Source organism: Variovorax sp. V213, from assembly GCF_041154455.1.
Lineage (GTDB): Bacteria > Pseudomonadota > Gammaproteobacteria > Burkholderiales > Burkholderiaceae_C > Variovorax.
This window is the reverse complement of record NZ_AP028664.1, coordinates 2,955,388-2,968,946: the sequence shown is the minus strand read 5'-3', so window position 1 is coordinate 2,968,946 and position 13,559 is coordinate 2,955,388. Positions and strand designations below refer to the sequence as shown.

Annotated in this window: 12 protein-coding genes and 3 pseudogenes; 8 read left to right on the top strand and 7 right to left on the bottom strand. The window is 61.6% G+C overall.

Annotated features, from left to right (window positions below):
- The first annotated feature begins 109 nt into the window (after positions 1-109).
- Complete coding sequence (locus ACAM55_RS14185; RefSeq protein ID WP_369652174.1) at positions 110-898, top strand: GntR family transcriptional regulator; 789 nt, start codon at positions 110-112, stop codon at positions 896-898.
- Between the two features lie 18 nt (positions 899-916).
- Here the strand turns inward: ACAM55_RS14185 and ACAM55_RS14180 are convergent.
- The 3 genes and pseudogenes from ACAM55_RS14180 to ACAM55_RS14170 form a co-directional block, all read right to left on the bottom strand.
- A pseudogene (locus tag ACAM55_RS14180) lies at positions 917-1,120 on the bottom strand (transposase); the annotation flags it as partial.
- A 103-nt stretch (positions 1,121-1,223) separates the two neighbouring features.
- Positions 1,224-1,451, bottom strand: a complete 228-nt coding sequence (locus ACAM55_RS14175) for a hypothetical protein (protein ID WP_369652173.1) — start codon at positions 1,449-1,451, stop codon at positions 1,224-1,226.
- A gap of 320 nt (positions 1,452-1,771) precedes the next feature.
- Positions 1,772-2,853, bottom strand: a pseudogene (locus tag ACAM55_RS14170) (IS3 family transposase); the annotation flags it as partial.
- A gap of 80 nt (positions 2,854-2,933) precedes the next feature.
- Between ACAM55_RS14170 and ACAM55_RS14165 the strand changes: the two are divergent.
- The gene (locus ACAM55_RS14165) at positions 2,934-3,953 is read left to right on the top strand and encodes an IS110 family transposase (protein WP_369652172.1); all 1,020 of its coding nucleotides are present in this window, start codon (positions 2,934-2,936) and stop codon (positions 3,951-3,953) included.
- Between the two features lie 242 nt (positions 3,954-4,195).
- Here ACAM55_RS14165 and ACAM55_RS14160 read toward each other — a convergent pair.
- From ACAM55_RS14160 to ACAM55_RS14150, 3 genes and pseudogenes are all read right to left on the bottom strand, one after another.
- A pseudogene (locus ACAM55_RS14160) lies at positions 4,196-4,651 on the bottom strand (IS3 family transposase); the annotation flags it as partial.
- 301 nt (positions 4,652-4,952) lie between these two features.
- On the bottom strand, positions 4,953-5,990 hold the full coding sequence (locus ACAM55_RS14155; protein WP_369656398.1) for an IS110 family transposase: 1,038 nt from the start codon (positions 5,988-5,990) through the stop codon (positions 4,953-4,955).
- A gap of 529 nt (positions 5,991-6,519) precedes the next feature.
- The gene (locus ACAM55_RS14150; protein WP_369652171.1) at positions 6,520-7,695 is read right to left on the bottom strand and encodes an AraC family transcriptional regulator; all 1,176 of its coding nucleotides are present in this window, start codon (positions 7,693-7,695) and stop codon (positions 6,520-6,522) included.
- Positions 7,696-7,699: 4 nt separating this feature from the next.
- On the opposite strand from ACAM55_RS14150, the gene ACAM55_RS14145 reads away from it, so the two are divergent.
- Together ACAM55_RS14145 and ACAM55_RS14140 are read left to right on the top strand one after the other, a co-directional pair.
- Entirely contained in the window at positions 7,700-8,650 is a 951-nt protein-coding gene (locus ACAM55_RS14145) for an alpha/beta fold hydrolase (RefSeq protein ID WP_369652170.1), read from the top strand.
- Positions 8,651-8,745: 95 nt separating this feature from the next.
- On the top strand, positions 8,746-9,363 hold the full coding sequence (locus tag ACAM55_RS14140) for a TetR/AcrR family transcriptional regulator (RefSeq protein WP_369652169.1): 618 nt from the start codon (positions 8,746-8,748) through the stop codon (positions 9,361-9,363).
- Here the strand turns inward: ACAM55_RS14140 and ACAM55_RS14135 are convergent.
- Positions 9,348-9,536 (bottom strand): hypothetical protein, encoded by a 189-nt coding sequence (locus ACAM55_RS14135; protein ID WP_354398600.1) that lies wholly within the window; start codon positions 9,534-9,536, stop codon positions 9,348-9,350. The genes ACAM55_RS14140 and ACAM55_RS14135 overlap by 16 nt on opposite strands.
- 530 nt (positions 9,537-10,066) lie before the next feature.
- On the opposite strand from ACAM55_RS14135, the gene ACAM55_RS14130 reads away from it, so the two are divergent.
- From ACAM55_RS14130 to ACAM55_RS14115, 4 genes are read left to right on the top strand one after another with little or no spacing between them, the layout of a single operon-like run.
- Entirely contained in the window at positions 10,067-10,651 is a 585-nt protein-coding gene (locus ACAM55_RS14130; RefSeq protein ID WP_369652168.1) for a 2-hydroxychromene-2-carboxylate isomerase, read from the top strand.
- Complete coding sequence (locus tag ACAM55_RS14125) at positions 10,648-11,346, top strand: SDR family NAD(P)-dependent oxidoreductase (protein ID WP_369652167.1); 699 nt, start codon at positions 10,648-10,650, stop codon at positions 11,344-11,346. The genes ACAM55_RS14130 and ACAM55_RS14125 overlap by 4 nt, the downstream gene beginning before the upstream one ends.
- A 56-nt stretch (positions 11,347-11,402) precedes the next feature.
- Entirely contained in the window at positions 11,403-12,530 is a 1,128-nt protein-coding gene (locus ACAM55_RS14120; protein WP_369652166.1) for a zinc-binding dehydrogenase, read from the top strand.
- 55 nt (positions 12,531-12,585) lie between these two features.
- The gene (locus ACAM55_RS14115) at positions 12,586-13,410 is read left to right on the top strand and encodes an enoyl-CoA hydratase/isomerase family protein (protein WP_369652165.1); all 825 of its coding nucleotides are present in this window, start codon (positions 12,586-12,588) and stop codon (positions 13,408-13,410) included.
- Positions 13,411-13,559: the final 149 nt, after the last annotated feature.

Sequence of the window (13,559 nt, the reverse complement as noted above, 5' to 3'; positions counted from 1 at the left end):
CCCACGCCCGAGTCGGCCCCCGAGGGGCTAGGCTATCGACCGGGCACAAACGTGCGACCTATTCCTGGCAAAATATAAACATTACAGTTAAGCCACCGGACGGGAACAGATGCTCGAAGTCGAAGAACGATCCGCGCAGACGGCAGGCGACAACTCGCCTGTGCAGCGCATCACTGAACTGTCGAGTTCGCCGCTGCACGAAGTCGTCAAGCGCCAGATTTCCGAGGCCATCGACCTGGGGGCTTGGCCACCAGGTCATGTGTTGCCCAGCGAGATCTCGCTGGCCAACACCATGGGTGTCGCAGTCGGAACGGTGAGGCGCGCTCTGCTCGATCTCGCAGCAGAGGGTCTGTTGAGCCGTCGACGCAAGACGGGAACGGTCGTTACTGGGCGCACTGCACATCGAGGACTGAGGTACTTCTTCAAGTACTTCCGACTGCACAGACGAGACGGCTCGCTGGTCCATTCCGAAGCTCGGGTGCTTGCTGTAGTGCGTGAAAAGGCGAACTCCGTGGTGCAGGAAAAGCTTGGACTCGACGCCGGTGCCGACGTTATTCGACTCGAGCGTCTTCGCTTGGTGAACGCGCAACCGGTAATGCTCGACACTTTCATTCTGGCGGCTGAACGCGTGCCGGATTTTCCCCTTAAAAACGAAGACGTTCCTCAACTCGTCTATACCTTTCTTGTCGAGCGGTATGGGATCAAAATTTCGGCAGTGAGAGAAGAGCTCAGCGCCGAACTCGCCTCGGCTGACGATGCTCGGCTTCTTGGTATACAGACACCTGCTGCCATCATGATGATCGAGGAAGTTGCTTTCGATCAGTCCAACGTTCCCACTATCGTCGGCGTGCGGCGTGCGTTAACCAAGGACCACGTCTACATCAACGAAGTGCGTTAGGTACCATGCGCGACTTGAGTTGCGCTTCGTTGACTCGATCAAGCTCATGACGGCAGCGGCGCGTTGACCGGCACGCACGCTCCCAGCGAACAGCCAGTTGCCTCTGCCCACGGCCATCGGCAGGATCTGGTCCTCACCCAGTTGTTGCCCACGGGCAATTTGCCATCGTCCAGGTAGTGCGTTCGGCGCTGCCCAGCGCTTCAGACTGTAGTTCAACGCCTTCGTCATCGTTGGACCGTCGGGAACCTTCAGCCGCTGGGCGATCATTCAGGCATGCAGCGCCTCGGCGATGGGCCGGCCCCGTGCTTGTCGGATCCGCTCCCGTTCATTCGCGTCCAAGTCGTTCGCGCCCCCACACAGTCGGGCGGAGTTGCACAGGCACCGCCGGCACAGAATGGGAGCACGAACTCCGGAATCGGTGCGATCTTCTTCTCGACCTGATGCGGTGGTCCCAGTAGTCCCCGAAGTCATAGACGTAGCTCAGCGTCGATCGGTTCAGGGCGGTGGTCAGTCGCGTGCTCTCGCTGGTGATCGAGCCAGGATCGTCGTACATTGGATCTGGCGTGCCATAGCGCTCGCCGTCGCCAGCGCATCACAGTGTTGACCACCAGTCCCAGAGCACGCGAGTCCAGCATGATCTGTTGGGCGTGCGGCCTGCGTTCCGATTGACAGCGATGCGATGTTCTGCACAACCATGTGCGCCTGATTGCTGGGACGCGCGGGCGACCAAGATAGCCAACTTCGCGCACGATCGAGCTGCTGACCTCCCTCAGGGCCTCCGGAGCAGCCGGGTTTCCCCGCTGCCGAACAGTAGGGTGTTAGCGCCAGTGCAATCGTGATCAGCAGGGGGTGCGGATAAAAACTTGGACTGGTTTATGCCGTAAGTCCAAGACTCTCTCTGTATTCGATGGGGCTGAGAGAGCCCAGTGAGATCTTGATCCGCTGTTCGTTGTACCAACGGATGTAGGAGTCCACCGCCTGTATGAACTGTTCGATGGTTGTGGACTGCCAGTTGCGAGGATAGAACAGCTCAGTCTTCAGCCTGCCGAAGAAGCCTTCGCACGCCGCGTTGTCAGGCGAGTACCCCTTGCGCGACATCGAGCGAATCAGCTTCGCATCGGCGATGCGCGAGAGCCACCCAGGCCAGCGATAGTGGGCACCGCGATCGGAGTGAACCACAGGCCTGTCTTCGGTATCGATCACCGTCTCGATGGCCGCGTCCAGCATCGTGTTGACGAGTTCAGCGTCCGGGCGTGTACCGAGCGACCAGCTGACGACCATGCCGTCAAAGCAGTCGATCATGGGAGACAGATACACCTTGCCGGCCGGGATCTGGAACTCCGTGATGTCGGTGAGCCACTTCTCGTTGGGCGCTGCAGCCCCGAAGTCTCGGTTCAGAAGGTTGTCTGGCGCCGGACTGATCTCTCCCAGGTATGAGCCGTACCTGCGCCGCTTCGGTCGGGCAACGACCAGGCTCTCTTGCTTCATCAGCCGCTGCACAACCTTCTCCGAGATGTTCGCGCGCTGCCTGTTCAGCGAAGCCTGCAGCCGACGATAGCCATAGCAGCAGTGGTTGCGCTCGAAGATGTCGGTGAGGGTTCGTCGCACCTCGGCGTACTTGTCCGCAGCATCGAGCCGTGTTCGATGGTAGAAGTAGGAACTGCGGGCCAAGCCCACTTCGTTGAGCAGTTCCCCGAGGGAAAACGTCTGCCTCAGGGCATCAACCAGCAGCGTCTTCTCCCGATTGGTCAGGAGCTGCCGGTTGATGCCCAGGTCTTTTTTAAGATTTCATTCGCCTTCTTCAAGAGGTCTTGCTCAAGCTTCAATCGTCGGATGTCGCGTCGCAGGGCCTCGAGCTGGTGCTCCAGGTCCTCCCGTTCTGGGTCTGGCGGTAAATCGTTTTGACGCTTCATGGATGCAGGAGCCTCGCGACCGAGTAGCTGATTTTTCCAGTTAATGGGATGGACTCCCTGCGTGCCGGCGCGCACGATGTGCCCTGGACTGAGAACCCCAACCTTCTTCGAAGGAGATCGCCATGACCGCTTGCCGCTTCCTTGCGATTGACATAGCCAAGAACGTCTTTCAGCTTCACGGAGCCGCTTCCGACGGTTCGATGTTGTTCCGGCGACGACTGATGCGGGCCCAACTCAGTGAATTCGTTGTCAACCTGGCTCCGTGTGTAATCGCGATGGAGGCATGTGCTTCAGCTCACCATTGGGCACGCCAATTCATGCGCTTCGGGCACGAGGTTCGCCTGATCAGCCCCCAGTTTGTTCGCCCCTTCGTTAAGGGCAGCAAGAACGATGGAAATGATGCAGAGGCAATCTGCGAAGCCATGCAGCGCCCCAGCATGCGGTTCGTTCCGATAAAGACTATTGAGCAACAAGACATACAGGGTCTGCATCGAGTTCGATCACGGCTGGTCAGCGAACGCACGGCACTGGTCTGTCAGATCCGAGGCATCCTGGCCGAGCGCGGCATCGTGTTCGCCAAAGCCCTGACCCGAGTGCGCAGAGAGGTTCCGGGGATCGCGCAGGACTTGAACAACCCGCTGACGCCTATCCTGCGAACGATGCTCGTTGAGCTCATGGACGAGCTCAGCGCACTTGACGCGCGCATCAAGGCGTTTGATCGCCATATCGATGCAGTCTTCCAAAGCAACGAGGCCTGCCAGCGCATTGCCCATATTGAAGGCGTCGGCCCCAAGACCGCCACCGCGTTTGTTGCTGCCGTTGGGGATCCTCATGAGTTCAAGAATGGCAGGCACTTCGCGGCTTGGCTGGGCTTGGTCCCCCGCCAGCATTCCAGCGGCGACCGGCAACAACTCATGGGTATCACCAAACGCGGAGACAAGTACCTGCGAACCTTGCTTGTGCACGGCGCTCGAGCTGTTCTCAGAACCGCTCCCAAGAAGACCGATGCCAAGCATGCATGGGCGTTGGAGCTCGCCGCACGACGAGGGGCGCCCAAAGCGATCGTCGCGATTGCCAACAAGATGGCCCGAGTGATCTGGGTCTTGCTGGCCAAGAAGGAGGACTATCGCCCCGCAGTCTGATCAAGTTCTGTCAAGTGCGCTGCAGTTCATTGATGGCATATCGGTCGATCCGGCATCCAGGGAACCTGAGTTGTACGCCGGCCCTGTTCAGGCCTGCCAGTTGTTGAGGCCTGGGTGCGCGGATTCCATCGAGGCGCCGACTTCGTCGTGACGCCGGATATATGTACGCAATCGACTCGTATGCAGATCAGTTCACGATCAGCGCCGCCTGGCGGCTTGTTTCAAACCGGGAGTCCATATATGTACAGCGTCGGCCTGCACACGCCCAGCTCTTGGGCCACGGCTTGTGCACTCTCCTGGCGCGTGCACAACGCGATGACAGCCGCATGCTTCATCGCTGGCGGCCGCGCTGTCGCGTTAGATCGACCGACGATGCGCACGTGCAGTTCCGGGTGTGATTCGTGGATCCAGGAACGCAGAGAATCGCGTCCCGGATAGCCCAACGACCTGATGGCGAATGCGATGCAGCTCCCATGATCAAGGTAGTGCCTGACAGCCACCTCTTTCTGCTCCTGAGAATACTTGGGCTTGGAGCGCGCGTAGCCCTTTGGCAAGTCGGACCGCTGCTCGTAATCCCGATACCAACTTCTCAACGCATTCTTGGTTGGGTATCCCAATTGGCGAATCGTCGCCTTGACCCGTTTGCCGAGCTTGACGTACAGCTCGACCGCTTGAATCCTGTCTTCGTATGAATACATGAACTACCTTGTATGGATGCCTCCCGGCCATGAGTAGTAACCCGCAATGTTTTGTGAAGAAGTCGGCTGCTGCCTTGTATCCGGCCTGTGATGTGGATGCTGGGTTGCCCCTTGTCCACTGGCCCCGATGTAGTCCGCTGACGAACGCCTCATCTCTTAGGACGGACTTTTGAAGTCCGGTAGTTGATCCAGGTTTAGCTCGTCTTGGTCTGACCTGTTTCACATCACGCTGCTGTGTTGCTGCCTCATCGCCTTCAAAGGCTAGCATCCTCCTTTCTCGGGTTGATGTCTGACTATCAGTTCAAGCCGCGGCCGCAAGCGTTCTGGCGCTCTGGTGGCCTTGTTGGTAGTCCTGCCGCCGGGCAGTGACGGCCCAGATCGTTCGCGCCATCTTGGCCGCCTGTGCCACGATCACGACGTTCGGCGGCCTCCTGGTTTGGAGTTTCTCCAGCCATGGGCCGGGCTCTTTTGCATGTCTCAGTACCGCACGAGCGCCGTGAACAAGCAAGGTGCGCAGGTAGGTGTCGCCCCGCTTGGAGATCCCCAGCAGAGTCACCCGGCCACCTGTGCCCCGTTGCTTGGGCACCAGACCCAGCCAGGCACAGAATTCACGCCCAGACTTGAATGCCTTGGCTTCTCCCATCGTGGCGATGGCCGCCGTAGCCGAGAGCAGGCCGACTCCGGGTATCGCCGCCACGCGCTTCATGTCCACGTCAATGCGCAGGACCTCAGCAAGCCGCACCTCGATGGCCTTAATGTCCATCGCCAGTTGCTTGATGCGCTGGGCCTGCTCGCGCAGGCTGTCGGCGACATACTGTGGAATGCTGTTGGCAAGCGCCTCCAGCGCCAGCTCCAACTCGCCCAACAGCGCTTTCTTGCCTCGCGCGAAAGTGGCTCCAAACTCGTAAAGCAGCCCCCGCAACGCATTGATCTGCATGATCTTCATCCGCACCAGCATCTCGCGCTGACGATGCAAGGTGAGCGTGGCTTGCTGCATCATCGTCTTAACGCCTACGAATTTGGTGCCCGGCTGTTGGATCGCCAGCCATATGGCGCGTGCGTCCGTGGCGTCGGTCTTGTTGCCGTTCACGAACGGGCGCACGGCCTTGGCATGGATCAGCCGCACGGTATGACCCTGCGCCGTCAACTCACGGGCCCAGTGGTGCGCTCCGCCGCAGGCTTCGATGCCGATCAGGCACGGCACACGGTTGGCGAAGTACCCCAACACCTTGGCCCGCTTGAGCTGCACGTTGACGATCTCGCCTGTGCTCATGTCCACGGTGTGCAGCTGGAACACATTCTTGGCGATGTCCAGCCCAATGACCTGCAGGCCGCTCATCTGGCCGATGATTTGCCCCGCGCTTTGTGCAATACGGCGATGCATGACGGAACCTCGCTGGTGGTTGTGAAGACATTGGTCTATCACGACGCCATGAGCACTTTGATGCCGTATCCAGTCGAGGGGCCAGCTTGTCTAGCGGGCAAGCCACACGCCCACAACGGTCGCGCTGTTCATCTCGGTACTCCTGGCGGCGTTTGTGCTGCCCGTAGGCAGGGAGGCATCCATTACATCTCCTGGTAGTCCAAGTTTTCGTCCGCACCCCCCCCTTAAGCCCAACGAGGTTCCTCAGCGCGATTCACGCCCAACGGAGTCGCAGTTCTGCCGAACTTAAGGTTCAGGCGTTTGAACAAAGCGGCGGCAGCATGACTTCTCCACATGCTCACGTTCTGCATTGTTTGCGTGTCCGGCTCGTACTGCTCTGATGGCGTGGACGATCACAATGCCGGGAGAAAGGTCAATGAGCCGTACTTCCATCCGACTGAGCGAGCATTCTTCAGAAGCTCCATGCGGAGTCTCAGGCGTATGCTCAGCCGCGCCTCAACGTCTGTGATGGCGCCTCGCCAAATTTCCGTCGATAGGCCCCGGCAAAGTCGCCAACATGAGTGAAGCCGTACTCGAGAGCGATGTCGGCCACGCGAATTCCGCCGCGGCTCGGCTTTTGCAGCGCGCCCCGAGCCGCTTCCAATCGCCTTTCTCGTAGCCACGTCATCGGACCTACACCGTGGCAAGACTGAAAGGCGGCGAACAGCGTGCGGCGAGACACGCCGCATTCAATGCAAAGCTCGTTCACCGAAACGTGGGCTTGCAGCCGCCGCATCATCAGCTCCTCGGCCTGCCTGACAACCCGCAACGAAGCTGAAAAGGTTGCATCTGCATGAAGCGCGGACTGCTGGTTGTGGGCGTGCTGGGTCAGCAGAAGCGAGGCCAAAGCGTCCGCCAACGATGCTTGCGCGAATTGCCGCGCCTTGCCGGCAAGCGGGAGCGCCGACGCGATGCCAGCCAGGGCGACGATACCGTGCCACGCCTGGATTAGCGGCGGTCGCGCAGGCAGGGAAATGTCGAAAACCAAGGGTGCCGTCAGCGGCCGGCCGGTCAGCCCCTGCCAGGCATCTGCAATCAGTGAGCTGTCCACGCGGATCAGCAGTTGGTCATATCCCTCGTGCACTTCCATCGAGAAGGCGCGAACTGGACTGAACACGCCTGGACTCTGCGCAGCCAACTGATGTACTTCGCCACCCTGGCGTACTTGCGCGGCTCCTCGAGTCGGCAGGCTGATCAGGTAGTAGCCCTGCAAGGCCTCTGATAGAGGCTGAAGCAAAACCCGCGCTCCCCAGCGTGTGCGATTGAATGACACCGGCCCCATTGGCACGCAGTCGAGCGTGCCATGGAACACATCGTCACGCCGCAGCCGATGAAGCCGGATTTCGCCAAAGAAGGGCGCGGTTTGCAGGGGAGATTCGTCGACATCGTGGCTGTCCGCCACACGGAAGCCCTGCAGGCTTGTGCCTCCATGATCGAACTCGATGGGAGGGAACGGTGTTATGGAGCTCACTGGAAACGACGATGGTCCGGCAAGAGTCGACTCACAAGAGGGTAATCCCAATTCGATGATTTGCTTGCACTCAATCCGCTGAATTGCGCTGAGGCAGTAGGGCCAATGCCGCATACCACCGATGCTCCAGAGCCTATTCCACGGAGACATCGCGATGCTTCTTTCTCGACGCGCCATCATTTCATCTGCCCTTGCAGCCTCCGGCGCGGCCCTGGCCGGCTGCTCCGGAACGCAGGCAGAACCGGCGCGAATTCTCGCGCCAAAAAGCCCGTTCCTGCTGGTTCACGGCGCCTGGCATGGCACCTGGTGCTGGGGCAAGATCAGCCCATTGCTGGCTGCCGCCGGCCACCCGGTGCTGGCGATCGACTTGCCAGGGCATGGCCTCAATGCGGCATTTCCGGCGGCGTTCGACATTCAACCCCGCACGGCGGCACTGGCAACTGAGCCCTCACCGGTCGCGGGCATCACGTTGGCCGACTACGCTCGGGCCGTGTCCAATGCCGTCGAATCCCTGCTGGCCGCCGGCTTCCCGGCGCCGATCGTCGTGGGTCACAGCATGGGCGGTGGTGCAATCCATGCTGCCGCCGAACTACTGGGCCCCGGCAAGATTGCGCGCCTGGTCTACCTCGCGGCATTCATGCCCAAGGACGGCCAGCCGATGGTGGCATTCCCCCCTGATGAACAGGGGCCCCCATCGCTTTTGACGCCGCTGCTGCGCAGCGATCCTGGGGTTACTGGCGCTCTGCGACTCGACCCGGCATCCACGGACGATAGCTATCGCGCGGGGCTCATCAACCTGTTCTATGGGCAGGTGGACGCTGCAACAGCGCGCGCCGCTCTCAATTTGCTGTCGCCGGATATTCCGATAGGTGCGATGGTCACGCCAATTGCCACGTCGGTGCAGCGCTGGGGAGCCATCCCTCGCACCTACATCCGGACCAGCGCGGACAACACCATCCCTCCAGCACTTCAGGACCTGATGGTGGCGCAGGCAGACACCGCGACGCCTGCGAACAAGACGCAGGTGCTGCGACTGGACTCGGATCACAGTCCATTCCTGTCCATGCCGCAGCAATTGGTTCGAGCTCTGCTCTCGCTGGCTTGAAGGGAAGGCGCAAGCGATGTTCCAGGGCCGGATGCATCGTCGCATCATCAATGTCTACAATGGGATGTTGACCGTCATCCAGATGGTCGGATCGCATGGGGGCATTTGCCTTGGGACATTCGCAGGCCGAGAAAGCGCAAAGTCGAGAGCGGATCCTCAGGGAGGCCGCCGACCAGATTCGAGACGGCGGACTTGAGTCGGTGAGCGTGGGCAAGCTCATGAAGAGCGTGAACCTCACGCATGGCGGCTTCTACGGCCATTTTGCATCTCGTGCGGACTTGCTCGCCCAGGCCCTCAGGCGAGCCCTGCTTGATGGTGTTCGTCGGTCAGCGGCGAGGGCGAAATCAGCGCGTCCGCTCGGCTTCGCCGGCTTCGTTGGCGACTATCTGAGCCCCAGCCATCGGGACTCGCGCAGCACTGGGTGCGCAATTTCGGCGCTGGTCTCCGATGTCGGACGCGCCGACGCCCAGTCCAGGGCGGTCATGTCGGGCTCTATCGAGGACTATATTGCCGCCGCTCGGCGCCACCTTGGCGACAGCGACGATTCCAGAGCAATGTTGGCCGTCAGCGCCATGGTGGGTGCTCTGGCCTTGTCGCGGGTGATGACAGACCCAGCTCGTTCGGACGACCTGCTCCACAGCGTGCGCGAGCAGCTGGTGGCGTTCAACGAGCCTAATGAGCGGGCGCTCTCAGGCAGTCAGAACAAAGCCTGAGTCGCGCCTTGGGCGTGCAGCGTTTCCTTTGGCGCGCGCTCAGCACCAGCAACGCGACCAGCAAGGACCATGGCGTCGCATCCCTGCTGGGATGCATCCCGTCTCCGGGTAAACCAGTGCAGTTGAAACATCCTCTGGCGAACCAATGCGACAGACAGGATGATGATCGTCATGCAGAATAGGGTCTGAACAGTGGAGGGCGTCGGCAACCGCGGACCCCACAGACCTCTGGACCAACAACTGCGCCACCGGCTTGGCGGCGCCCTGGAGACAGCGCAATGGCCGACGTGCGGATCTTTTCCTACCTGCCCAATCCTCGTATGGCGCGAGTTCACAAGCGAAGCAGATGGCGGCCAAGCTCACCCCCTCGCCGACCAGCGCCTGGCGGGCAGGCTCCAGGGCCAGTCGATCCCAGTCGTGTAGGTCGTGAATGCCTCATCGGCGCGAGCGTGGACGTCCGCTGCGAGTTCAGAACCTTGCATGCTGAGTCGAAGCGAAGCGCTGCTTGCGTTCGGCAAGGCGCGGTTCCTGGACAACGCGCGCGAGCGGTTTCGCGGCACCCTGACGCATTTCGACCGCCTTCGAATGATCCGGCCTTCGGGCCCGAGTTCGGCCCCTATTTCGCAAAGTTCAAAACGGAGCGCGGAGCCGCCCGCGAACGATCAACAACATTCACAACAACGGACTCTCAAAGGAACCCCCAATGAAAACGATCGACTTCTACTTCGACTATCGCAGCCCCTACAGCTTCCTGGCACTGTCTCAGGTTCGAAAGATGGATGTCGAGATCGACTTTCGTCCATTCGAAATTGGGGCGTTGATGAGAGCGGTGGGGAACGTGCCGACGAGTATCACCTGCGCACCCAAAGGGCGCTACGTGATGACCGACATGGGCCGATGGGCTGCCCACTATGGGGTTCCACTCAACCGGCATCCCCAGGGCTCGGAGATCGACGCCAGCCGGCTGTTGCGCGCCACGCTCGTGGCCGGACAAATGGGCGCGATGCCCGCGGCGGTGCACGCGATCTTCAACGCGTTCTGGTCGACCCCGGCGCCGCTAGCGACAGCGGCCGAGGTCGCAGCCCTGCTGGGTGCCGCGGGGTTCGACGCTGAGGCGCTTGAAACGCAGATGGACTCGCCGGCCGCGCAGGCCCTCTTGGACGAGGCAACCGCCGGGGCGGCATCGCGCGGCGTGTTTGGCGCGCCGACCCTGTTCGTCGGAGACGACATGTTCTTCGGCAATGACCGCCTGCACTTCGTGCAAGCTCGCCTGGAGCAGGCTGCATGAGGCCGCTTGTCATCATCACCGGCGTAGGGCCTGGGACCGGCTCGGCAATGGTCCGGCGGTTCCACGATGGCGGCTACCAAGTGGCCATGCTCGCGCGCACGGTCGAGCGCTTGACCGATCTCGAGAGCGAACTTCCAAACGCCTTTGCGGTCCCCTGCGATGTGGCCGACCCTGCGGCGCTAGCGGCCGCCCTCGATGCCATCGAGCAACGTGCCGGCGTCCCCAAGGTGGTGATCCACAACGCCGTGGGTGGGGCCTTCGGCAACTTCCTCGACATCGATCCGCAAGTCCTCCAGCAGAATTTCCAGGTCAATGTCATGGCCCTGCTGCACCTGGCCCGGTGGGCGGCGCCGCGGATGGAGGCAGCAGGGGGCGGCGCCTTGCTGGTCACAGGCAACACGTCGGCCGTTCGTGGCAAGGCCGCTTTTGCCGGCTTTGCGCCGAGCAAGGCGGCGCAGCGCATCCTGGCCGAGTCCATCGCCCGCGAGATGGGGCCCCGGGGCGTGCACGTGTCCTTCATGATGATCGACGCGGTCATCGACGTGCCTTGGGCCCGCGCGCGGATGGCGGACAAGCCGGATGACTTTTTCATCAAGCCATCCGACATCGCCGAAGAGGTCTGGCACGTCACCCACCAGCCACGTTCGGCCTGGTCCTTCCTGACGGAACTGCGGCCCTTCCGCGAGTCCTGGTAATCGGAGGCGCTCAGCTTCTAAGAATCCGCCTTTCTCCAACTTACAAGACACCCCCCATGCCGTTGCAACTCCGCTCCATTGTCCGCGCCGACGGCGAGCTTGAACTCTCGCTCGCCGAGGTGCCGATGCCCGAACCGACAGTTGACGAAGTGCTCGTGCGCATAGGCGCGGCCCCGATGAACCCGTCGGACCTGATGGTGCTATTTGGCATGGCCGACATGTCGACTGCGAAGGCCTCCGGCACGGCGGATCGCCCGGTCGTTACTGCCACCGTGCCGCCGCGCATGCTGCCGGCTGTGGCGGGCCGACTGGGCGAGTCCGTGCCGGTCGGCTACGAAGGCGCCGGCCTCGTGGTCGGCGCGGGAAGTTCCCCGGCCGCGCAGGCCCTGCTCGGCAAGATTGTGGGCGTGATCGGCGGCGCGATGTATTCGCAGTACTGCGCGGTTAACGTCGCGCAGTGCCTACCGCTGCCCGAGGGCACGACGGCCGCCGAGGGCGCCTCGTGGTTCGTCAATCCGCTCACCTCTCTCGGCATGACCGAGACGATGAAGCGAGAAGGCCACACCGCGCTGGTCCACTCCGCGGCGGCATCGAACCTGGGGCAGATGCTCAACAAGGTCTGCCTGAAAGACGGGATCGACCTCGTCAACATCGTACGCAAGCCCGAGCACGAGACGCTGCTGCGCGAACTCGGCGCGAAGTACGTCTGCAATAGCACGTCGCCGAACTTCATGAACGAACTGACGAACGCGCTGGCCGTAACGGGGGCGACGCTGGCCTTCGACGCAATCGGCGGCGGCAAGCTGGCCGGCCAGATCCTCATGGCGATGGAAGCCGCCGCGAACCGCAATGCGAAGGAATACAACCGCTATGGATCGACCGTGCACAAGCAGGTTTACATCTACGGCAGCCTCGATCGCACGGCGACGGAATTCACCCGCGGCTTCGGCATGGCATGGGGCATGGGCGGCTGGTTGCTATTCCCGTTTCTGCAGAAGATCGGGGCGGCCGAGGTCGCGCGGCTGAAGCAACGCGTGGCATCCGAACTCAAGACAACCTTTGCAAGCCACTACACGCGGGAGGTGTCGATGTTCGAGGCGCTGCAGCTCGGCGCCATCGCGGCCTACAGCAAGGCGTCGACCGGCGAGAAGTACCTCGTCAATCCGAACAAGGATCTGGGCTGACCGAGTCAGCATTTTTCGACATCTGGTGTCGATCTAAAACTAAGGAATCATGTCCATGAGCAAACAAACCCAATTTCAAGTACACACGGTGTCGCCATCCTATTGGAAGGTGACCTTCGAGAACGGCCCGATCAACCTCATCGATCCGGACACCATCGATGAGCTTGGCGAACTGGTGACCCGTATGGAACAGGACCCCGATCTGACCGTAGTCGTGTTCCAGAGTGCCAACCCCGACTTCTTCATGGCGCACTTTGACCTCAAGTCCGACATCCAGCGCGTGTACACGACGGCGCCGGGCCCCACCGGGCTCCTCCCCCACCCGGACACCCTTTTGCGCCTCAGCAGGGTCCCCGCCCTCACTATCTCGGCCATCAACGGCCGCGTCCGTGGAGCGGGAAGTGAGTTCGTCCTGCACACGGACATCCGCTTCGCCGGGCCTAACGCCATCCTGGGGCAGCCCGAGGTGGGCTTTGGTGCCGTACCGGGCGGCAACCCGATGGGGCGACTGGCCGAGTTGGTAGGCCGAGGTCGCGCGATGGAGATCGTGGTGGGAGGAGACGACTTCCCGGCCAAGCTCGCCGCCGAATACGGCTACGTCAACCGCGTTCTTCCCGAGGGCGAGCTGGACGACTTCGTCGACACCTTCGCACGCCGCATCGCCGGCTTTAGCAAGGCCGGGGTCTCTGGCACGAAGGAGTTCGTCGACGCGGCCACTGCAATCCCCGCGGGGGACTACGCAGCCGCTATGGCCGCCTTCAGGCGTACGGCGGGGCGTCCGGAGAACGCAGATCACGTGCGCAGCCTCTTCGAACGCGGCTTGCAGCAGCCTGACGGAGTCGAACTCGACCTCGGAAAGCACGTCGCTGAGAGGTTCTGAGCCGCGCGGCCGGGAGCCGTCAAGCTAACCGGAAATACTTTTGTTGGGACTCGCGGCTGGCTCTACGTCACGCGGAAAAGCCCAGCAAGATCAGCCGCGGACCGGCGGCAATGACCCATCAACTTGGACTCGATCCGGCTAACTCAAAG

Excerpts from the sequence above, each read along its gene's own strand:
- ACAM55_RS14185 (WP_369652174.1), top strand. The coding sequence starts at position 110 with ATGCTCGAAGTCGAAGAACGATCCGCGCAGACGGCAGGCGACAACTCG.
- ACAM55_RS14125 (WP_369652167.1), top strand. The coding sequence starts at position 10,648 with ATGAGGCCGCTTGTCATCATCACCGGCGTAGGGCCTGGGACCGGCTCG.
- ACAM55_RS14175 (WP_369652173.1), bottom strand. The coding sequence starts at position 1,451 with ATGTACGACGATCCTGGCTCGATCACCAGCGAGAGCACGCGACTGACC.
- ACAM55_RS14135 (WP_354398600.1), bottom strand. The coding sequence starts at position 9,536 with ATGACGATCATCATCCTGTCTGTCGCATTGGTTCGCCAGAGGATGTTT.
- ACAM55_RS14165 (WP_369652172.1), top strand. The coding sequence starts at position 2,934 with ATGACCGCTTGCCGCTTCCTTGCGATTGACATAGCCAAGAACGTCTTT.
- ACAM55_RS14120 (WP_369652166.1), top strand. The coding sequence starts at position 11,403 with ATGCCGTTGCAACTCCGCTCCATTGTCCGCGCCGACGGCGAGCTTGAA.
- ACAM55_RS14130 (WP_369652168.1), top strand. The coding sequence starts at position 10,067 with ATGAAAACGATCGACTTCTACTTCGACTATCGCAGCCCCTACAGCTTC.
- ACAM55_RS14145 (WP_369652170.1), top strand. The coding sequence starts at position 7,700 with ATGCTTCTTTCTCGACGCGCCATCATTTCATCTGCCCTTGCAGCCTCC.
- ACAM55_RS14115 (WP_369652165.1), top strand. The coding sequence starts at position 12,586 with ATGAGCAAACAAACCCAATTTCAAGTACACACGGTGTCGCCATCCTAT.
- ACAM55_RS14155 (WP_369656398.1), bottom strand. The coding sequence starts at position 5,990 with ATGAGCGGCCTGCAGGTCATTGGGCTGGACATCGCCAAGAATGTGTTC.
- ACAM55_RS14150 (WP_369652171.1), bottom strand. The coding sequence starts at position 7,695 with ATGTCTCCGTGGAATAGGCTCTGGAGCATCGGTGGTATGCGGCATTGG.
- ACAM55_RS14140 (WP_369652169.1), top strand. The coding sequence starts at position 8,746 with ATGGGGGCATTTGCCTTGGGACATTCGCAGGCCGAGAAAGCGCAAAGT.